Source organism: Halorussus aquaticus, from assembly GCF_024218795.1.
GTDB lineage: Archaea > Halobacteriota > Halobacteria > Halobacteriales > Haladaptataceae > Halorussus > Halorussus aquaticus.
The window spans coordinates 1571737-1592238 of sequence record NZ_CP100400.1; the positions used below are offsets into that span (position 1 = coordinate 1571737).

The following is a 20502-nucleotide window of genomic DNA, read 5'->3' on the forward strand; positions in this document are numbered from 1 at the left end:
CGCGAAGGACCTGGCGAATCGAGACCCTTGTACTGACCTTCTAGGAGGCCCACGGACCGACATGGCCCGCCGAAACCGACCACTGACGAGATTGGTCGTCGCCGCGCTCGCCATCGCGTTCGCGGCGCTGGTTGCCCTCGTCCGGGCGCTGCGACGTTCTGCCGAACGCGCACGGGGCGTTCCGCTCAGTCCCCTCACCGCGGGATGGCGCGTCGGCGCGGACTACCCCGAGCGCCGAGGTATCGTCAGCGAGGCGCGAAGCGCCTCGGAACGTCGAGGGGGGAGCGACGACCCCCGAGACGCCGACGGCGAAATCGCGGGCGAGATGGACGACGTGAGCGAGTACGCCGGTCCCGCGTTCGACCCGGACGCTGTGGCCCCTTCGGTCCGGTCGTTCTACGAGCGCACCGCCGACTACCGTCTCGCCTACGACGTGCGCTGGCACCGCCCGTTCCGCCTCGGCGCGGCGCTCGCCAGCGCGGCCACCAGTCGCCTCCGGCAGTTGAACCTCCCCGGTCCCGGCGAATCGGGGCCCTCGGGCGACTCGCGGGTCCGCGAACTCGACGGTCGGTTCGCGTGCGTGGACCCGGACGCCGACCCCCGCGAGGGCGCGCGAGCGTGGGTCCGGACGAACGTGGCGGGCGAAGCCGTCTTCGTGGCGATTTACGCGCACCACGAGCGCGACGGGACGACGTACGTCAACGTCGCCGTCCCGCTTCCCGGCGCGAACCTGAGTACCGTCCTCCGGCCTCAGAACCTCGGCGACGGTATCGAACTGACGACCCTCGACGCCGACGGCGACGAAGGTCTGTTTCTGGTGACGCCGCTCGGCGCGCTCTCGCTCCCCCTCGACCAGCGGTTCCGGGTGTGCCCCGCCTCCGCCGGTTTCCCTGGCACGGACCCGTTCAACGACGTTGACGGCGACGAAGCCGCCATCGTGGCCACCCACGAGATGTGGCTGTTCGGCCGAAAGTTCCTCACGATACGGTACGCGGGGCGAGAGAACCCGTCTGAATAATCGGGGGGCGAAAGCGGCGGTCCGCGCCGCCCGAAGACGCGGCCCGACTCCGCCGGCGCGGCACGTGAGGGGGCCGACAGTACCGAGTCGAGACGGGGTTCGACCCGATGGAAGGCCGAAACGGGGGACCCGAACAGCGGAGAGCGCCGAAACCGAGACGCGTTCGCAGGGGCCGAAGCGAGTAACTGCGGACGACTGGCGTTCGCCGGCGGACGGCAGACGCCCCGCCAGCAGCGGGAGTCAGGTCGACGGTAGAGGGCCGGTCAGTCCTGCTGTCCCGCGGGCGTGGGACCCGCCGACTCCGTGTTCGGAGTCGCGCGGACGTAGCGCGTCCAGACGAACAGCAGACTCGGCAGGACGAAGATGCTCACGACGAACGAGAGCGTCAGCGCGAGGACGACGAGCGTCCCGAAACTCTGGATCTGCGGGTGTGGGTGCAGTATGAGCGCGCTGAACGCACCGGTAGAGGTCAGCGTGCTGCCGAACAGCGCGCCGCCCGTCCCCGTCACGGCTTCTCGGAGCGCGCGGTAGGCGTCCCGGCCCGCGTCGAGTTCCTGCGCGAACCGGTCGCTGATGTGGATGTTGTAGTCGATGCCGAGACCGATTATCAAGCTCATCAACAGCGCCGTGAGCAGCGTCAGCGGGACGTCGAGCAGGTACATCCCGCCGACGACGAAGGCGGTGACCAGCGCGATGGGAACCACCGTAACCGCGCCGAGCGAGGCGCTCCCCTCGGCGAGTCGGTAGACGACCATCAGCATGGCGAACACCGCGGCGAGCGCGACGACCAGCGTAGTCAGGATGCTGTCGGCGGTCTGGGCCGACTCGGCCTCGCTCACGGTCGCCGATCCGACCGCGGTCGCGGTGAGCGCGTCGCCGTCGCCCTCGACCGCGGCCGCGACTGCGCGCATCTCGTCGGCCTGCGTCTCGTACTTCGCGTCGGGTTGGATCGGCACGACCATCCGGAGCGACCGGAACTCGCTGCTCGCGGTACCACCGCTCGCCTTCGAGGCGCTTCCCGCCCCGCTGTCCGTCCGCTCGACGACGCGACTCGCCCGCTCGGGGGCCGCGTCGTAGAGCGCGGCGTAGACCGCTTCGAGGTCGCGGTCGGGCACCCCGTCGCCGTCGGTGTCGGCCTCGCGGAACGTCTGGGCGAACGCCTCGTCTTCGGCGGCCACCGACTCCATCACGGTCAGGGGCGTGACGAACGGAACCTCGCCAGCGCGCTCGAAGACGACGTCGCTGTCGGCGGCGCGCTCGCGGCCGTCCCGGAGGCGTTCGAGCGTCGCCGGGTCCGTCACGTCGCCCTCGACGAGAACCTGTGACATCCGGCGGTCGCTCTCGTCGGCCGAGCGGTAGCGTTCGCTCACGTAGTTGCTGTTGCGCTCCTCCTCGGTGACCTCCCACGCGAGCGGACCGGGGAGGTCCTGTTTCCACTCGGCGACCTCGTCGTCGCCCTGCTGGAACGCCGTGCGGTCGAGTTCGGTCCACGCGAATCCGCTCGCCGCGCCCGCCACGAGCGCGAGGACGATGACGACCGGCGCGGCCTTCCGCGCGAGGTCGGCGCCGCTGGCGAGCAGGGGTTCGAGGAGTCGCGTCTTGCCGAGCGACTGCTTGCGACGGTCGAATCCGACGCGTTCGAGCAGGCGGTCGACGGTCACCTTCAGCGCCGGGACGATGGTCACGAAGATGACGAACGCCGAGACCACCCCGAGCGTGATGCCGACCGAGAGGTCCTTGATGAGGTCGAACTCGTTGGTGACGTTCGACATGAAGCCGACCGCGGTGGTCACGGTGACGAGACCGACGGCGACCGCGACCGACGACAGCGACCGGGCCATCGGCTCGCGGACGCCCTCGCCCTCGCCGCGCTCCTCGCGGTAGCGCATGAAGACGTGGAGTCCGTAGTCCACGCTCAACCCGACGATGAGGACCGGGCCGATGATGAGCGTGAACCCGGCGGGAATCTGAAGCCACCCGAGGATGCCGAACATCCAGAGGACCGACAGGACGACGCCGACGAAGCCGACGATCACGTCCACGAGGTCGCGGTAGGAGAACGCGAGGACGAGCAGGATGGCCGCGAGCGCGGCGGGGAGTATCAGCTCGAAGGTGTCCTGCTGGGTCTGCTCGTTCGCGACCATCTGCGCGTGCGGACCGGCAGTGAAGTGGTCGCCCGTCTCCTCGGCCTGCTCGTAGAGCGCGCGGGTCGCGGGCGTTCCCTGCGGTCGCCCGCTGGCGTCACTGCCGCCGTCCTCGCCGACGCTCTCGAACGGGAACACCATCCGGCGACTCGTCGCGCTCGCGGTGCCGGGTTCGTACTCCTTCGGCATCAGGTCGAGCGCGGGCGACCCCGCCGCGAGCGTGCGCTCGACGGTCGCCTCGACTTCGGTCTCGCTCGCCGATTCGAGCGCCGCTATCTGGTCGCTCAGCGGAGCGGACCGACCCCCGGCCAGTCGCGTCGCGACGAGGTTCGAGACGCCGACGACGCCGCCCCGGTCGGGGAGCGCCGCGGCGACCGACTCGTTGTCCCGGACCGCCCGCTGGTAGCGGAGCGAGTCGAGCAGCGACGCCTTCGAGAGGACGTTACCGTCGTCGTCCCTGACGTAGACCGGCGTCGGCGAGCCGTTGCTGTCGTTGCGCTGGGCGTAGTTGTTCTTGACGTAGTCGTACTTCTGTGCGACCTCGGTATCGCCGATGGCGTCGCTGTCGCCGACCGTACTCCCCATCTGGAGCTTCGTGACGCCAGCGCCCACTCCGGCCGTCAGCAGCAGCATCACGAGGACGACCACGAGGCTGTGGTCGGTGACGAACCGGGCGGACTTCTCGAACAGTCTCTTCATCGTCTCCTCCGCGGGTGGTCGGTTGCGCGTCGATACCGCCGCCGCGCGCCGTCAGCGCGCGGCGGGTCAGTGTCGCGTCGTACGGAGTCGCTCATCGGTACACCGCAATCTGCGACCCCGGACACCGTATAAAAACACCCAGAGTTGCTGGCGACGCAATCGCGGGAAAGGTTTATCCGTCTCGGCGCGACTCTCCTCGCTTCGCCGACCGACTACGCGGCGTCTGCACCTACACGTCGGGCGTCTCCATGATGCGCGGGACCCCGGCCGCGGTGATGGTCTCGCCCACGACGTACGACGCCGCGGGGCTGGCGAGGAACTGGGCGATGTCGGCTATCTCCTCGGTGGTGCCGATGCGGCGCTCGACCTCGTCGCGGTCGAGGTCGTCGGCGCTGACGCCCATCTGGCTCTCGACGCCCGGCGTGGCGACGAACCCGGGCGCGATGCAGTTGACCCGTACGTCGTCGCTCGCCCACTCGAACGACAGCGTCGAGGTGAGGTTGATGACGCCCGCCTTGGCCGCGCCGTAGTGGCTCATGTGGGGCGACCCTTTCTGGCCCGCGACGCTGGCGAGGTTGATGACCGCGCCGCCGCCGTCCTCGCGCATGCGCTCGCCCGCGACCTGCGTGCAGTGGTAGGTGCCGTGGAGGTTGATGTCCACGATGGTCTCCCACCCGTTCTCGCTGATGTCCTCGAACGGGGCCATGAAACTCGCGCCCGCGTTGTTCACCAGTACGTCGATGCCGCCGAACTCCTCGACGGTGGCGTCCACCAGCGCCTCGACGGCGTCGCGGTCGGTCACGTCGCACTCGACCGCGAGCGCGCTTCCCTCGCGGTCGCTGTCCTCGATGCCCTCCGCGACCGGTTCGACGTTCTCCAGTTCGCGCGAGCAGACCACGACGTTCGCGCCGTCGTCGGCGAACCGCTCGGCGATGGTCCGGCCGATACCGCTCGACGCCCCAGTGACGATGGCGGTGTCGTCGGCGACGCCGAACTGCTCTCTCATGCGCGACCCTCCGCGGAGTGGATTGGCGTTACCATTGTTAACTACGCACTACAATTCTCGCCCGCTGTTAATAAATATGGGGTGGTGTTTGCAATCGTTATCTTAATCTACGATGCTAGTCATTATATCGCATGGACAAGTCCGCGTTCGGCGAGAACGCACGTTCGGGCAACGTCGCGCGACTCCACGACCAGACCGCAGAGCGCCACGCCGACGACCTCGCGCTGGAAATGCACGGCGCTGAAATCACTCACGGACAGCTTCGGGACCGCTCGGCGCGGTTCGCGGGCGGACTGCGCGAACACGGAGCCGGAACCGACGACCGAGTGTTACTCTACCTGCCGAACTGCCCGGAGTACGTCGTGGCCACCCTCGGGACGCTCAAGGCCGGGGCGGTCGCGTCCCCGATGAACCCCCAGTACAAGGCCCGCGAAATCGGCCACCAGCTCCGCGACACCGGAGCGTCGGTCGTCGTCACCCACGCCGCGCTCCGCGAACACCTGACCGACGCCCTCCGGGAGACCGACCGCAGTCCGACGGTCGTCACGGTGGGCGACCCCGACGCAGTCCCCGAGGGAGACGTTCCCTTCCCGGAGGTGGACGGCGACCCGACCACCGTCGAGCGCGAGAGCGACGACGTCGCGCTCCAACCGTACACCAGCGGGACGACGGGCGAACCGAAGGGCGTCCTGCTCACGCACCGCAACCTCCGCGCGCAGGCGTTCTCCGGGTTCGAACTGGTAGACGTGGACCCGGACGAGGACCGCAGTCTCGGGGTCCTGCCGCTGTACCACATCACGGGCTTCGTCCACTCGACGTGGCAGACGCTGATTCGGGGCGGCGCTGTCTACGTCCGCGACCCCTCGCGGTGGGACGCCGAGGACGCCATGCGGACTATCGAGGAGGAAGGTATCACCGGATTCATCGGCGTCGCGGCGATGTACGTGGACCTCGTCAACCACGAGGCGTTCGGGGAGTACGACCTGTCGAGTCTGCGCGAGACCGGACAGGGCGGCGCGAAGATGCCCGTCGCGGTCCAACAAGAGTTCGAGTCGGTCGCGGGCGTGGACACGTGGGAGGGGTACGGTCTCACCGAGACGACGGCGGCGACCCACACCGGCGCGGGGACGACGTTCGGCCACAAACTCGGGACTATCGGACAACCGCTCCGGATGACCGACTGCAAGATAGTAGATGAAAGCGGCGAGGAGGTGCCGCCGGGCGAGGAGGGCGAACTGCTCGTCCGCGGCCCGCAGGTGATGGAGGGGTACCACGACCTGCCCGAGGCGAACGACGCGGCGTTCACCGAGGCTGGCTACTTCCGGACCGGCGACGTGGCGCGGCGCGACGCGGACAACTACTACGAGATAATCGACCGGAAGAAGCACATGATAAACACGGCGGGGTACAACGTCTACCCCAGCGAAGTCGAGGAACTGCTCTTCGAGCACGAGGGCGTGGCCGACGCCGCCGTGGTCGGCATCCCGGACGAGCGCCGGGGCGAGACGGTCAAGGCGTTCGTCGTGCCTACGCCGGAGACAGACGTGACGCCGGAGGAACTCAAGCAGTTCTGTCTGGACAACCTCGCTGAGTACAAGCACCCCCGCGAGGTCGAGTTCGTCGAGGAGTTGCCCCGGACCGCGAGCGGGAAGGTCCAGAAGTTCAAGTTGGTCGAAGGCGAGGAGGGCGAGAGCTGACCGTGTCGGGCGACTCACCGGATTACCGGGCGGTGTTCTGGGACATCGGCGGCGTCGTCCTCGACCCCGACTCGGTCCGTGAGGCCCACGAGGCGTTCGTCGAGCGACTGGTCGAGGAGTACGTCCCCGAACGCTCGCCCGAGGACGCCGCAGGAAACGGCCCTGCGAGCCCTCGTTCGCAGGCTCACGAGGACGCGATAGCGACGTGGCGGGCCGCGGTCGGGTCGTACTTCCGGGAGCGCGAGGGCACCGAGTTCCGGTCTGCGCGGACCGGCTACGACCGCGCCGTCGCCGAAATCGTCGGCGAGCAGGTCCCCGAAGACGAGTGGCTCCCGCTCTTCGAGGCGGCGACGACCGAGACCCTGCGGCCCGAACCCGGCGCGGTCGAGGCAATCGAACGACTGGCCGACGGCGACCGCCACGTCGGCGTCGTCAGCGACGTGGACACCGAGGAGGGACTGCGGATTCTGGAGACGTTCGGGGTCCGCGACCGGTTCGACTCGATTACGACCTCCGAGATGGTCGGGCGAACCAAGCCCGACCGCCGGATGTTCGAGACCGCTCTGCGGGAGGCCGACGTCGCGGCGAGCGAGGCGCTCATGATAGGTGACCGGTACGACCACGACGTGGCGGGCGCGAAGGAAGTCGGACTGGCGACCGTCGCGTACGGGGCCGAGGACGGTCCGGCGGTCGATTACCGGGTGGACGACCTGCGCGAGATACTCGAAGTCGTCGGCGTTCGTGACTCGCTCGACTGAGGTGACGATGCCGACCGAACTGGCGTGCGGACATCGCGTCACCTGACCAGCCATCATCTTTAATGGACCGTTTGTGTCGATTGTGAACGCGATTCACCATGACAGACGCCCTGCTATCACGAACGGCGAGGTCCGCACCGCGGCGAGGAGACGGCGAGACCGAGTCCCTCCGCCCCACGAATCCGGTCGCGGGAACCGGCGGACGCGAGCGGCGGGAGGGGGACCGATGAGGGCGCTCACGTGGCACGGCGCGGAGGACGTCCGCGTCGAGAACGTCCCCGACCCGGAAATCGTCAACCCGCGGGACGCGATAATCGAGATAACCGCCACCGCCATCTGCGGGTCGGACCTCCACCTCTACGACGGGTACGTGCCGACGATGCGGGAGGGCGACGTGCTGGGTCACGAACCGATGGGCGAGGTGGTCGAAGTCGGGAGCGCCGTCGAGAACTTAGAGGAAGGCGACCGCGTGGTCGTGCCCTTCACGATTAGCTGCGGCTCCTGTTGGTTCTGCGAGGAGGAACTCTACTCGCTGTGCGACAACTCCAACCCGAACGAGGAGATAGCCCGCGAGATGATGGGCCAGTCGCCCGCCGGACTGTTCGGCTACTCGCACATGATGGGCGGGTACGCGGGCGGGCAGGCGGAGTACCTGCGGGTGCCGTTCGCCGACGTCGGCCCGGTCAAGATAGAGTCGGACCTGCCGGACGAACAGGTCCTCCTGCTCTCGGACGTCTTCCCGACGGGGTACATGGCCGCCGAGAACGCCGACATCGAGGCGGACGACACGGTCGCGGTCTGGGGGTGCGGACCGGTCGGGCAGTTCGCCATCCAGAGCGCGTGGATGCTCGGTGCCGGCCGCGTGGTCGCCATCGACCGGGTGCCCGAGCGACTCCAGATGGCGCGGGAACACGGCGACGCCGAGACAATCGACTTCGAGGACGAGGACGTCTACGACCGCCTGATGGCGATGACCGGGGGTCGCGGCCCGGACAGGTGCATCGACGCGGTCGGGACGGAGGCCCACGGCACGGGTCTCATGGGGGTCGCGGACAAGATGAAGCAACAGGCGCATCTGGAGGCCGACCGACCGCACGTCCTCCGGCAGGCCATTCGGTGCTGTCGGAAGGGCGGGACGCTCTCGGTTCCCGGGGTCTACCTCGGCCACGCGGACAACGTTCCCGTCGGCCCGCTGATGAACAAGGCCCTGACCGTGAAGTCGGGCCAGACCCACGTCCAGCGCTATCTCGACCCGCTCTTGGAGAAGATAGAGGACGGCGACATCGACCCCTCCTTCGTCGTCACCCATCGGGAACCGCTGGAGAAGGGGCCGGAGATGTACGAGACGTTCCGAGACAAGAAGGACGGATGCATCAAGACGGTGCTGACGCCCTGACGGACTTCGGCGACCGGAGGCGAACGCGCAGTTCCACCGACCTCACTCGCCGAACCGGAGCAGGTGTTCGACCTCGCTCGGGTCGGTGTCCTCGAAGGCGTCGCGCGCGATGACGCGCTTGTGGACCTCGTCCGCGCCGTCGATGATGCGGAACTGGCGGACGTTCTCGTAGAAGTCCGCGAGCGGCAGGTCCTTGCCGATGCCGTTGCCGCCGCATATCTGGACCGCGGTGTCGATGGCGTCCTGCGTGACGTTGGCGGCGAACGTCTTGCTCATCGCCACCTCGATGCGGGCCTCGTTGCCCGCGTCTATCTGGCGGGCGGCGTGGCGGACCATCGACCGGGCGGCGTGCAGGCGGGTCTCGGCCTCGGCGATTTCGAACCGGAGCGCCTGCTTGTCCGAGAGCGTCCCGTCGAAGGCGCGTCGCTCCTCGGCGTAGGCCTTCGCCACGTCGAGCGCACGCTCGGCCATCCCGGAGAAGCGCATGCAGTGGGTGAGTCGCGCCGGACCGAGGCGCTGCTGGGCGATGGCGAACCCGGCGTTCTCCTCGCCGAGCAGGTTCTCCTCGGGCACGCGGACGTCGTCGTACCGAATCTCGGCGTGGCTCGCGCCCGTGAGACCGCCGCCGAGGTGCGGGATGTCGCGCACCACTTCGACGCCGGGCGTGTCGGCGGGCACGAGGAAGATGGAACAGCCCTGATACGGGTGGGCGTCCTCGTCGGTCCGGGCCATCACTAGCAGCACGTCGGCTTCGCTGCCCTGCGTGGTCCACCACTTGTGGCCGTTTATCACCCACTCGTCGCCGTCCTTCTCGGCGCTCGTGCGAATCATCTTCGGGTCCGACCCCGCGCCCTGCATGGGTTCGGTCATCGAGAACCCCGACCGGGCCTCGCCCTCGGCCAGCGGTCGGAGCCACTCGTCTCTCTGTTCGTCGGTGCCGACCAGTTCGAGGGTGTGCATGTTGCCCTCGTCGGGCGCGTTCGCGCGGACGGCCGTCGCGCCGAGGAGGCTCCGCCCGGCCGCCTCGAAGACGGGCAGCATCTCGCGGAACCCCATCCCCAGACCGCCGTACTCCTCCGGTATCTGGGGGCCGTACACGTCGTACTCCCGCGCCGTCTCGCGGAGTTGGCGGACGGCGTCGCGGGGGACCGGCCCGTCGCCGAGGTGCTCGCGCTCGACGGGAATCACCTCCTCTCGGACGAACTCTCGCACGCGCTCGGCCACCGCTCGGCCTCGCTCGGGGTCGTCGTACTCCATACTCCAACCTCTCCACAACGATGTAAAAATATTTCCCCGATTCTATTACCCTCGTAAGTTCTTTACCGGAGTTGTACGTACAATCGACACGAAACGTCCGGGCCGCGCGAGAGTACAGCGCGGGCCGCGGAACCGCCGACCGACACTGCAGGACGAACTCATGACAGGTGACGAACGCGACCACTCCACGACCGAGACCGACCGAGACCGCTCCGCGAGCGAAGAGGGGAGAGACCACTCCGAGAGCGAGGGCGAACGCGACTACTTCGAACGACTCGTCGACCGGAGCGCGCTCCGGGAGTACCTCGACCACCAGTTGGGCGAGGCCGACGGCTACGAGGTCCGACACCACGAGGAGGGCCACTCCAACGAGACGCTGTTCGTGACGTGGGGCGACCGGGAACTCGTCGTCCGGCGGCCGCCGCCCGGCGAGACGGCCGAGACCGCCCACGACGTGCTTCGAGAGTACCGGGTGCTGGACGCCCTACAGGACACCGCCGTCCCGGTTCCGGGGACCGTGCTGGCCTGCGAGGACCACTCGGTCGTCGGCAGCGACTTCTACGTGATGGAGCGCGTGGCGGGCGACGTTCTCCGGGACGCCGAACCAGACCGCTTCGGGACGCCCGACGCCCGCCAGCGAATCGGCGAGGAACTCGTGGACACCCTTGCGGCGATTCACGCGCTCGACTACGAGGAGGTGGGACTCGGCGAGTTCGGCCACCCGCCGGGCTACACCGAGCGACAGGTCGAGCGCTGGACCAAGCAACTCCACTGGGCCTTCGAGCGGACCGCCGACGAGCGGACGGTGCCCGAACTCCGAGAGGTGGGCGACTGGCTGGCGGAGCACTGCCCGACCGACCACGAACACGCGCTGGTCCACGGCGACTACAAACTCGACAACGTGCTGTTCGCGCCGGGCACGCCGCCGGAACTCGCCGCCGTCTTCGACTGGGAGATGGCGACCCTCGGCGACCCGCTGGCCGACCTCGGGTGGATGCTGTCGTACTGGCGCGACCCCGGCGACCCCGACCCGGCGACGCCGGAACTGACGGCCACGTTCATGGAGGCGGAGGGGTACTCGACCCGTCGCGAATTGGTCGAGCGCTACGAGCGCGCGACAGGCATCGAGTACGAACACGACCGGTTCTACCGGTCGCTCGCGGTGTACAAACTCGCGGCGCTCGGCGAGATGTTCTACCGGCGCTACCTCGAAGGCAACAGCGACGACCCGATGTATCCGGCCATGGAACACCGCGTCCCGGACCTCGCCCGGCGCGCGAAGCGAATCATCGACGGCGACGAACCGCTCTGAGGTCTCCTCCTCGAACCGACCCTCGCCGACGTTCCGCCGGACACCCCCGAGGCGACCAAATCGTTTTGCCGTCGCGCGCCGACGCTGGACGCATGCCAACGCTCGACGCGTTCGACCTCTCGGGAACCGTCGCCGTCGTGACCGGCGGCACCCGCGGCATCGGCCGGGCCATCGCCGCGGGATTCGCCGACGCCGGGGCCGACGTAGTGCCGACCGCCCGCACCGAGGCGGCCGTCGAGGACGCCGTCGCGGACGTGCGCGACCGCGGGGCGTCGTCGCTCGTCGCGCCGACCGACGTGACCGACGAGCGGGCCGTCAGCGACCTGTTCGAACGAGTCGAAGACGAACTGGGCGGGGTGGACGCGGTGGTGAACAACGCCGGTATCAACCCCGACGCCGCGCTGGGACCGCCCGAAGACGTGGACGCCGAGGCCTTCGATTTCACGGCCGACGTGAACCTCGGCGGGGCGTTCGACTGCGCGCGGGCGGCGGCCGACTCCCTCGCGGAGCGCGGCGGGACCGTCGTCAACGTCGCCAGCGTCGGCGGACTCGTCGGCCTGCCGCGCCAGCACCCCTACGTCGCCTCGAAGCACGGTCTCGTCGGTCTCACGAAGAGCATGGCGCTCGACTGGGCACCCGACGTGCGGGTCAACGCGCTCGCGCCGGGGTACGTCCGCACCGACCTCACCGCGGAACTGCAGGAGAACGAGCGACTCCGCCAGTCCATCGTGGACCGGACGCCGATGGCGCGGTTCGCCGACCCGGAGGAGATCGCCGGTCCCGCCGTCTTCCTCGCCAGCGACGCCGCCTCGTACGTCACCGGCGAGTGTCTGGCCGTGGACGGCGGGTGGACTGCGCGGTGACGCGGGGACTGACCCCAATCGGTTGCGTCCTCCGGTAAGACGGAGCGCGTGTTCGGCAGTACACTTTTGCAGGTCTCCCTGTACGTTCGAGGCAGGACCCGGCCGATGACGCCGACGAACCGGTGGAACAGGACTCGCTATCGGCTGTACGCTCCGATATACGATATCGTGGCGCGGCCGCTGGAGCGGGGCCGTCGGCGCGCTATCGCCCGACTCGACCCGCGGCCGAGCGACCGCATCCTCCTCGTCGGTTGCGGAACCGGGATGGACCTCGACTACCTCCCTGAGGAGGCCGCAGTGACCGCCGTCGATTTGACGCCGACGATGGTCCGGCGCACGGAAGCGCGTGCGGAAGCACTCGACCGAACTGTCGGTCTCGCGGTCGGTGACGCGCACACACTGCCCTTCGAGGACGACGCCTTCGACGCGGTCCTCCTCCATCTCGTCCTCTCGGTGGTCCCGGACCCGGAGGCGGTCGTCGAGGAGACGACGCGCGTACTCTCACCGGACGGCCGCGTGTCGATTTACGACAAGTTCGCTCCGGCGGACGCCGACCCGTCGCTCGCCAGACGCGTGGCTAATCCCGTGGCTCGGCTCCTGTTCGCCGACCTCAACCGACCGCTCGAACCGATGGTCGCCGGTACTCCGCTCGACGTGGCACGCCGGGAGTCGTTCCTCGGCGGACTGTACACGGCGACCGTCGCTCGTCCGAGCGTCGAGGAGTGACGGTGCTCGTTCCGAACAGACTCTCGGCTTCTCGGAGTCCGTGGCGAACGACTACTGGCGGCAGAGAGCCTGCCCCCATTGCCGTTCGCTCGCGGCTCTTGCCCACTGTCACCAATCCCCACTTTTTAGACCGGCCCCGTCGTACCGGACGCCGATACTCGGAGAACCAACATGTCTTGGCGAATCACGCTCGACGCTCCGACGTACGAGCAGGCCCGCGATGAGTTCTCGTGGGAGCAGATACCCGACGACTACAACATCGCTCGCGACGCGCTGGGCAAGCACGAGGACCCCGACCGACCCGCGCTCTATCAGGCGTACCCGGACGGGTCGCGGGAGACCTACACGTTCCGCGACCTCGACGCGCGCACGGACGCCGTCGCCCGCGGGTTGGCCGACCGCGGTATCGAACGCGGCGACCGCGTGGCAGTCGTCGTCCCGCAGAAACCCGCCAATCCCATCACGCACCTCGCGTGCTGGAAGTTGGGCGCGGTCTCGCTCCCCCTGTCGGTCCTGTTCGGGACCGACGCACTCCGCTATCGCCTCGCGGACTCGGGGGCGAGGGCGGTCGTCGCCGACGAGTCGGTCCTCGATACGGTGCTGGCGGTGCGCGAGGACTGCCCGGACCTCGACCACGTCGTCGCCGTCGATGCCGCGGACCCGCCGTCCGACGTCGAGCGGTTCGAGGCGCTGCACGAGGACCGGCCGACCGAGTTCGAAGTCGCCGAGACCGACGCGGACACGCCCGCCATCGTCATGTACACCAGCGGGAGTACGGGACCGCCGAAGGGCGTCCTCCACACCCACGACGTCTGGCTGGGTCACTGCCCGGCGTTCTACATGTACTTCGAGCGCGAGGTCGAGGAGTCGGTGTTCTGGACCCCCGCGGACTGGGCGTGGATCGGCGCGCTCGGCGACCTCGTCTTCCCGGCGTGGCACCACGGCCGCCCGGTCGTCGGCTACCCGATGGGCGGGTTCGACGCCGAGACGGCCTACGAACTGCTGGCGGAGTTCGACGTCACCGACGCCTTCCTCCCGCCGACCGCCATCCGGATGCTGATGGAGGTCGAGGACCCCGCCGACGAGTACGACCTCGACCTGAAGGCGGTCTGCTCGGGCGGCGAACCCCTGACCCCCGAGATTCTCGACTGGGCCGACGAGGAACTGTCCGGCGTCGCCGTCAACGAACTCTACGGCCAGACCGAGGCCAACCTGCTGGTGTCGAACTGCCGGGACTGGTTCCCGGCCCGGCCAGGGAGCATGGGCAAGCCAGTTCCCGGTCACGAGGTCGCAATCGTGGACCCGGAGACCGGCGAGCGCCGTCCGCGGGACGAGGTCGGGATGATAGCGGTTCGACGGGACGGCGACCCGGTCGTCTTCGAGGGGTACTGGAACCAACCGGAGAAGACCGCGGACGCGACCGTCACCGCGCCCGACGGCACGGAGTGGCACCTGACCGGGGACCTCGGGTCCCGCGACGAGGACGGTTACGTCTGGTTCAAGGCGCGCGACGACGACGTCATCATCACCGCGGGCTACCGGGTGGGTCCCGGCGAAGTCGAGAGCGCCGTCCTCGAACACCCCGACGTCGAGCAGGTCGGCGTCGTCGGCGTCCCCGACGAGCGACGCGGCGAAATCATCAAGGCGTTCGTGCAACCAGTCGGCGGGGCGACCCCCGAGGACGCGCTCCGCGAGGAGATTCGGGACCTCGTCCGCGAGGACCTCGCCAAGCACGAGTACCCCCGCGAGATAGCGTTCCTCGACGAACTCCCGCAGACGACGACCGGCAAGATTCAGCGCCGAAAGCTCCGGGACCGCGAGACCGATGAGTAGTTCCGCGGTGGTCCCTGAGAAACTACTCCGTCTTTATGAACTCCGTCGTTCCGTCCTGTTCCACCGTGATACGATAGCTCTCGTAGCTGAACTCGACCTGCATCTGAGCCTCCGCCTTCGGCGGGTTGGAGAAGAGGTGCTGGAGGACTTCGTCCGTACACTCCCACAGGTTCGGTATCTCGGTGGAGTCCTTCCCTTCGATATCCGCGACTATCTCTGCGACCGCCGTCGCCGGTTCCGCCTGCTCCGTATCGATCTGTCGGTGGATGATGTCGCTCTCGGGTTCGTCGGACATTCTGCCAGCTATACAATAGCTCCACCCATAAGTTTGGGTTACGGGCGACCGGCGCGTCCGTAATCGGGGATTGAACCGACCGCCTCGCGCGCTGACTCTCTCGACTTTCTCGGAGTCGGACGACTTCGGCGGCGTCGGTCAGTCGGACTCGGCCACCGAGACCGAGAGGTACTCTTCGAGCAGGTCGTCGCGCTCGCGGAGTTCGGGCACGCTCCCCTCCCAGACGTTCGACCCCTTCTCGATGACGTAGGCGCGTTCGGCGAGGTCCAGCGCGAACTGGACGTTCTGCTCGGTCAGCAGGACGGTCACGTCCTCCTCCACGATTTCGCGGAACACGCGCCGCAGGTCCTCGACGATGACCGGCGCGAGACCCTCGGTGGGTTCGTCCAGCAGGAGGAGGTCGGGGTTCTGGACGAGCGCGCGACCGACCGAGAGCATCTGCTGTTCGCCCCCCGAGAGGTCCCGACCCAGACTGTCGCGGAGGTCGTCGAGCGTCGGGAATATCTCGTACATCTCCTCGACCGGCCGGGGGTCCCCGGCGGTCTCGGCCGCCACCTGCAGGTTCTCGTGGACGGTCAGCGTCGGGAATATCCGGCGGTCCTCGGGGACGAGTTTGATGCCCATCCCGCTGATTCTATCGACCGCGGCGTCGGCGATGTCGGTGCCGCGGTAGGTGATGCGCCCCTCGCGCCGCGGCACGGACCCGACGATGCTCCGGAGCGTGGTCGTCTTGCCCGCGCCGTTCCGCCCGAGGAGGACGACGACCTCGTTCTCCTCCACGTCGAGCGAGAGGTCGAACAGGACGTGACTGTTCCCGTAGTAGACGTCCACGTTCTCCATCTCCAGAATCGCCATCAGGCCTCACCTCCCGACTCCGCCTTCGCTCTGCCGGTCGGCGTCGTCATCACCCCTCACCCCCGAGGTAGGCCTCGCGGACGCGCTCGTCGGCCATCACCTCGTCGGGAGTGCCGTCGGCGATGAGTCGCCCGTTGTTGAACACGAGGATGCGGTCGGAGATGCCGAGGACCACCTCCATGTCGTGTTCCGTGACGAGGAACGTCGTGTCCGTGGTCTCGTCGAGTTCGCCGATGAGTTCGACCATCCGCCGGGTCTCGGTCGCGTTCATCCCGGCGGTGGGTTCGTCCAGCAGGACCACCGACGGGTCGGTCCCCAGCGCGAGCGCGATTTCGACCTTCCGAACGTCTCCGTGAGAGAGGTTCGCGCACCGGGTGTCGGCGACTCCTTCGAGGTTGGTCAGTTCGAGGACGCGGCGGGCCTGCTCGTTGAGTTCGTCGTCGCTGGCGGCGACGGACGTGACGTCGAGGGTCCGGCCCTCGCGGCTGATTCGAGCGACGCGGACGTTCTCCAGCACCGTCAGGCGCTCGAAGACGTTGTTTATCTGGAACGCGCGGGCGAGTCCGAGGCGGTTTATCTCGAACGGTTCCATCCCCGTCACGTCCACCAGTCCGGCGTCCGCAGTGTCGTCGGGATCGGTCGCAGTCCCCGCGTTCGCGTCCGTCCCGCCGTCGGCGTCCATCTGGGTACCACCGTCGGCGTCCGCCGCCGTCCCGCCGTCGGGTACCGGGTCCTCCCGGCGCGGACGGATGGCGATGCGACCCTCGGTCGGGTCCAGTTGCCCGGCGAGCAGGTTGTAGAACGTGGTCTTGCCCGCGCCGTTCGGGCCGATGATGCTGGTGATGTCGGCGTCGTCTATCGCCACGCTCACGTCGTCCACCGCGACGAGCGCGCCGAACTCCCGCGTCAGGTGTTCGGTTTCGAGAACTGTCGTCACGTCAGACCCCCTCCTCGGCCCCGAACAGTCCCTGCGGTTTGAGTACGAGGACCGCTATCATCGCGAGGAACGGGAGTAACTGGCCCGCCCCGGAGATGACGATGCTCCCGACGGCGATGAGCAGCCCGATGACGTACGCGCCGACGAACGCGCCCGTGAACGACCCGAGACCCCCGATGACCACGACGACGAACGCGTTGATGATGACCTGATTGCCCATCGCCGGACTCACCGCGCCGACGGGCGAGGCGAGCGCGCCGCCCAGTCCGGCGAGGACCGCTCCGACGAAGAAGACGCCGGTGTAGAGCCGCGAGACGTCGATACCGAGCAGGCGGGCCATGTCGCGGTCGCTCGACGTCGCCCGCACGAGGCGGCCGACGTTGGTGAACCGGAGGACCGCGAACAGCGCGCCGAGCACGGCTATCGACGTGAGTATCAGGAACACCCGGTAGGTCGGGGCCGCGAGCGAACTCGTGAACCGGACGGTGCCCTGAAGCTCCGGCGGCGGCGCGATGACGAACTGGCCCGTCCCGAAGGCGACTCTGGTGAGGTCGGTGAGTATCAGGACGAACGCGAACGTCAGCAGCAGTTGGTCGAGTACCTCCTCCTGTCGGCCGTAGAGCCTGCGGATGAACCCCATCTCGATGACCGCGCCGAGCACGCCGACGACGAGTAGTGCGGCCACCACGCCCGGCCAGAACCCCAGTTGCGGGACGCCCAGACCCAGAACGTCGAGACCGTTGACCAGCGTCACGGCCACGTACGCGCCGATCATGTAGAGCGCCCCGTGCGCGAAGTTGAGTACGTCGAGGACGCCGAAGATGAGGCTCAGCCCGATGGCGACGAGGAACAACTGCGCGCCGATGCTGAGTCCCGTGATAACCTGATCCGCGATCAGGTCGATGCTAACCATGCGCACACCTCGACGAGAACGAGATTAAACGTTTCGCCGTTCTCGGGTGTTCTAGGTGTCGAATACCGCCGTTTTACTATTGAGACGGGACGCGGTTGGATGAGCGTCACCGGCCGGATAAACGTTGTGGCGGCGAGTGATAGAATAGAGACAGGGCGGCCCTCGTACTCAGGCGAAGGTATATGTTCACATCTATCATCAACGATTCGTGGGTTTCATGACAACAGATGACACTCCCCGTGTCGGACGGGAGGAGAGGGGTGAATCGACGGGGTGGAATCGCCGCGCGTTCCTCGGTGCGGCGGGTGCGACCGGCGTGGCCGGACTGACGGGACCGGTGGGGTCGGCCGCCGGACAGAACGGGCCGATCAAGATCGGAGCGGTCTACCTGCTGTCGGGTCTCGGGCAGTCGCTCGGGTCGGCATCGGTCGCCGCCGCGGAACTCACGGTGAAGAAGATAAACGAGGCGGGCGGCATCATGGGTCGGGACGTCGAACTGATAGTCCGCGACCACGAGAACAGTGCCTCCACCGCGAACCAGCACTTCCGGGACCTCGTCCAGCGGCAGGGCGTCGCGGCGATGATCGGTCTGACCTCCTCGGGCGTGACGCTCTCTACCGCGCCCACGGTCGCACAGCTCGGTGTCCCCCTGACGCTGACCGACATCGGGACGCCGTTCATCACGGAACACGACGAGGACACGTACGGCGACAACGCGCAGGGGACGCCGGTTCACTTCCGGACCAACGCGAACACCGCCATCAACACGTGGGCGATGGCGAAGTACGCGATGGAGAACCTCGACGTGACGCGGGTCGCCAACCTCGGTCCCGACTACGCGTACGGCCAGCAGTGTTGGGAGTACTTCAAGGCGTTCTCGAACGCGATGGGGGCCGACTACGAGTACGTCGCCAGCCAGTTCCCGGAGGTGGGTGCGGGCGACATGACGCCCCAGATAAACACGGTGACCAACGCCAACCCGGAACTGGTGTTCACCTCGTTCTGGGGCGGCGACGCGGTCACGTTCGTCCAGCAGGCCACCCAGCAGGGACTCTTCGAGCAGGCCACCGACGTCTTCGACACGCTGGGCGCCGACCCGACCGTGTTCAAGGCGCTGGGCGGTAGCATGCCCGAGGGCGTCAACTACTCCTCGTGGTACTGGCACTCCACGTACGACAACGAGAACAACCAGAACTTCCTGAACGCGTGGAACGAGGAGTACGCCGACACCGACACTATCGGCGTCCCGTCGTTCACCGGGCCGAGCGCGTGGTCGGCGCTCTGGATGTACAAGCGAGCCATGGAGAACGCGGGGAGTACCAACCCCGACGACATCGCCTCGCAGTTGGAGGGGATGCAGTTCCAGAACGACCCGCGGGGACCGATAACCATCGACGCCGACTCCCACCAAGCGCAGGCCCCGACAATCATCGGGACCACCAGCAGCGACGACGACGTCCCCTACGACGGCGTGGGCCTCCAGCCCTCGGAGTCGCTCAGCGTCGACCGCGGGACGCTCACCGACCTCCTGAGTCAGGCCGACACCAACCTGCCGCCGGGCGTCTGAGCGCCGGACTCCCGGTTCACGGGCACACGCTATCCACACATGAGCTACACAGATACGGTACGCGACCGCGTCCGAGACCGCGACTTGGGAGTCGTCGTCGCGGGCGTCGTCGTCGCCGCGGCGCTCGTCGGCGCACCGCTGTTCCTCGGCCCGGTCGAGACCTCGCTGCTCATCACGATGCTGCTGGTCGCCATCTTCGGAACGGCGTTCAACCTCCTGTACGGCTACACGGGACTGCTCTCGTTCGGCCACGCGATGTTCCTCGCGGTGGCGGCGTACGCGACGGCGAAGGTGTTCAACGTGGTCGGTCCGCTCCTCGGCGTCGAGCAACTGTTCGGCGGGGCCAGCGTGCTGGTGACGTTCGCGCTCGCGGTCCTGATAGGGGTGGCGACGGCGACGCTACTGGCGATTCCCGTCGGCTACCTCAGCGTCCAACTGGAGGAGATATACTTCGCGATGATCACGCTGTCGTTCAGCATGGCGGTGTTCGTCGTCCTCCTGCAGGACATCACCGGCCAGTTCGCCGAAATCCTGCACCTCGGCGAGACCGCCAGCGAACTGCTCGCCACGAACGGCGACGACGGACTCATAATCTCGTTCCGGGCCATGGGCGAGGTGGACCTGTTCGGGTGGACGTTCACGTTCATGAACATCGACGACTACCTCGCGTTCTACTTCGTGGTCCTGTCGGCCTTCGCGGCGTCGATGTACGCGCTCTGGCGAATCATTCGGTCGCCGTTCGGGCGGGTCTGCATGGCGATACGGGAGAACCCCGAGCGCGCCCGGTCCCTCGGAATCGACGTGACGCGCCACTCGTGGGCGACGTTCGTCGTCAGCGCGGCGTTCACCGGTCTCGTCGGGACGATGTGGGCACCCCTGCAGAGCAGCGTCGTCCCCGGCATCGGCCACTGGACGTTCTCGGCCACGCCCGTGCTGGTGACGGTCATCGGCGGCCCGTACTCGTTCCTCGGTCCGACGGTGGGCGCGTTCGTCTACGAGTACCTCCGGTTCACCATCGACCAGTACCCCGCGCTGGCGGCGCGCTGGCAACTGGTGTTCGGCGTCATCCTGCTGGCGGTCGTGATGTTCTTCGAGAACGGCGTCACCGGCGGCATCAAGCGCCTCTGGCGTCGCGCCCGCGACGGTCTCGGCTCCGGCGACGCAGTCACGGGCGAGGTCAGAGGCGGCCGCGAGGGCGAGTAGCGTTCCAACGCCTCGATGCGGCC

Annotated in this window: 17 protein-coding genes; 10 read left to right on the forward strand and 7 right to left on the reverse strand. The window is 68.0% G+C overall.

Annotated elements, in window-relative coordinates; genetic code table 11:
• Nucleotides 1–61: 61 nt before the first annotated feature.
• On the forward strand, nt 62–1018 hold the full coding sequence (locus tag NGM06_RS08160; protein WP_254269794.1) for a hypothetical protein: 957 nt from the start codon (nt 62–64) through the stop codon (nt 1016–1018).
• A gap of 263 nt (nt 1019–1281) precedes the next feature.
• Here NGM06_RS08160 and NGM06_RS08165 read toward each other — a convergent pair whose 3' ends face one another.
• A complete protein-coding gene (locus NGM06_RS08165) occupies nt 1282–3861 on the reverse strand; it encodes an efflux RND transporter permease subunit (protein ID WP_254269795.1) in 2580 nt (859 codons plus the stop codon).
• A 229-nt stretch (nt 3862–4090) separates the two neighbouring features.
• The gene (locus tag NGM06_RS08170) at nt 4091–4867 is read right to left on the reverse strand and encodes an SDR family NAD(P)-dependent oxidoreductase (RefSeq protein ID WP_254269796.1); all 777 of its coding nucleotides are present in this window, start codon (nt 4865–4867) and stop codon (nt 4091–4093) included.
• A gap of 131 nt (nt 4868–4998) precedes the next feature.
• On the opposite strand from NGM06_RS08170, the gene NGM06_RS08175 reads away from it, so the two are divergent.
• The 3 genes from NGM06_RS08175 to NGM06_RS08185 all read left to right on the forward strand — a co-directional run bounded on the left by NGM06_RS08175 (nt 4999) and on the right by NGM06_RS08185 (nt 8718).
• Nucleotides 4999–6564: a class I adenylate-forming enzyme family protein gene (locus NGM06_RS08175; protein WP_254269797.1), complete on the forward strand. Its 1566-nt coding sequence runs from the start codon at nt 4999–5001 to the stop codon at nt 6562–6564.
• A gap of 2 nt (nt 6565–6566) precedes the next feature.
• A complete protein-coding gene (locus tag NGM06_RS08180) occupies nt 6567–7322 on the forward strand; it encodes an HAD family hydrolase (RefSeq protein ID WP_254269798.1) in 756 nt (251 codons plus the stop codon).
• 226 nt (nt 7323–7548) lie between these two features.
• Nucleotides 7549–8718 (forward strand): zinc-dependent alcohol dehydrogenase, encoded by a 1170-nt coding sequence (locus tag NGM06_RS08185; protein ID WP_254269799.1) that lies wholly within the window; start codon nt 7549–7551, stop codon nt 8716–8718.
• A gap of 42 nt (nt 8719–8760) precedes the next feature.
• Here NGM06_RS08185 and NGM06_RS08190 read toward each other — a convergent pair whose 3' ends face one another.
• Entirely contained in the window at nt 8761–9975 is a 1215-nt protein-coding gene (locus tag NGM06_RS08190) for an acyl-CoA dehydrogenase family protein (protein ID WP_254269800.1), read from the reverse strand.
• Nucleotides 9976–10135: 160 nt separating this feature from the next.
• Here NGM06_RS08190 and NGM06_RS08195 point away from each other — a divergent pair, with 160 nt between their 5' ends.
• From NGM06_RS08195 to NGM06_RS08210, 4 genes are all read left to right on the forward strand, one after another.
• Nucleotides 10136–11287 (forward strand): phosphotransferase family protein, encoded by a 1152-nt coding sequence (locus NGM06_RS08195; protein ID WP_254269801.1) that lies wholly within the window; start codon nt 10136–10138, stop codon nt 11285–11287.
• A gap of 92 nt (nt 11288–11379) precedes the next feature.
• On the forward strand, nt 11380–12150 hold the full coding sequence (locus NGM06_RS08200; RefSeq protein ID WP_254269802.1) for an SDR family NAD(P)-dependent oxidoreductase: 771 nt from the start codon (nt 11380–11382) through the stop codon (nt 12148–12150).
• 105 nt (nt 12151–12255) lie between these two features.
• Entirely contained in the window at nt 12256–12876 is a 621-nt protein-coding gene (locus tag NGM06_RS08205; protein ID WP_254269803.1) for a class I SAM-dependent methyltransferase, read from the forward strand.
• Between the two features lie 171 nt (nt 12877–13047).
• The gene (locus tag NGM06_RS08210; RefSeq protein WP_254269804.1) at nt 13048–14709 is read left to right on the forward strand and encodes an acetate--CoA ligase; all 1662 of its coding nucleotides are present in this window, start codon (nt 13048–13050) and stop codon (nt 14707–14709) included.
• Nucleotides 14710–14731: 22 nt separating this feature from the next.
• Here NGM06_RS08210 and NGM06_RS08215 read toward each other — a convergent pair whose 3' ends face one another.
• The 4 genes from NGM06_RS08215 to NGM06_RS08230 all read right to left on the reverse strand — a co-directional run bounded on the left by NGM06_RS08215 (nt 14732) and on the right by NGM06_RS08230 (nt 17709).
• The gene (locus NGM06_RS08215; RefSeq protein ID WP_254269805.1) at nt 14732–15004 is read right to left on the reverse strand and encodes a HalOD1 output domain-containing protein; all 273 of its coding nucleotides are present in this window, start codon (nt 15002–15004) and stop codon (nt 14732–14734) included.
• Nucleotides 15005–15142: 138 nt separating this feature from the next.
• Nucleotides 15143–15859, reverse strand: coding sequence for an ABC transporter ATP-binding protein (locus NGM06_RS08220; RefSeq protein ID WP_254269806.1), 717 nt, complete (start codon nt 15857–15859; stop codon nt 15143–15145).
• Nucleotides 15860–15908: 49 nt separating this feature from the next.
• The gene (locus tag NGM06_RS08225; RefSeq protein ID WP_254269807.1) at nt 15909–16796 is read right to left on the reverse strand and encodes an ABC transporter ATP-binding protein; all 888 of its coding nucleotides are present in this window, start codon (nt 16794–16796) and stop codon (nt 15909–15911) included.
• 1 nt (nt 16797) lies between these two features.
• Nucleotides 16798–17709, reverse strand: a complete 912-nt coding sequence (locus NGM06_RS08230; protein WP_254269808.1) for a branched-chain amino acid ABC transporter permease — start codon at nt 17707–17709, stop codon at nt 16798–16800.
• 217 nt (nt 17710–17926) lie between these two features.
• Between NGM06_RS08230 and NGM06_RS08235 the strand changes: the two genes are divergently transcribed.
• Together NGM06_RS08235 and NGM06_RS08240 are read left to right on the forward strand one after the other, a co-directional pair.
• Entirely contained in the window at nt 17927–19276 is a 1350-nt protein-coding gene (locus NGM06_RS08235; protein ID WP_254269809.1) for an ABC transporter substrate-binding protein, read from the forward strand.
• A 39-nt stretch (nt 19277–19315) separates the two neighbouring features.
• On the forward strand, nt 19316–20479 hold the full coding sequence (locus NGM06_RS08240) for a branched-chain amino acid ABC transporter permease (protein ID WP_254269810.1): 1164 nt from the start codon (nt 19316–19318) through the stop codon (nt 20477–20479).
• Nucleotides 20480–20502 lie beyond the last annotated feature (23 nt).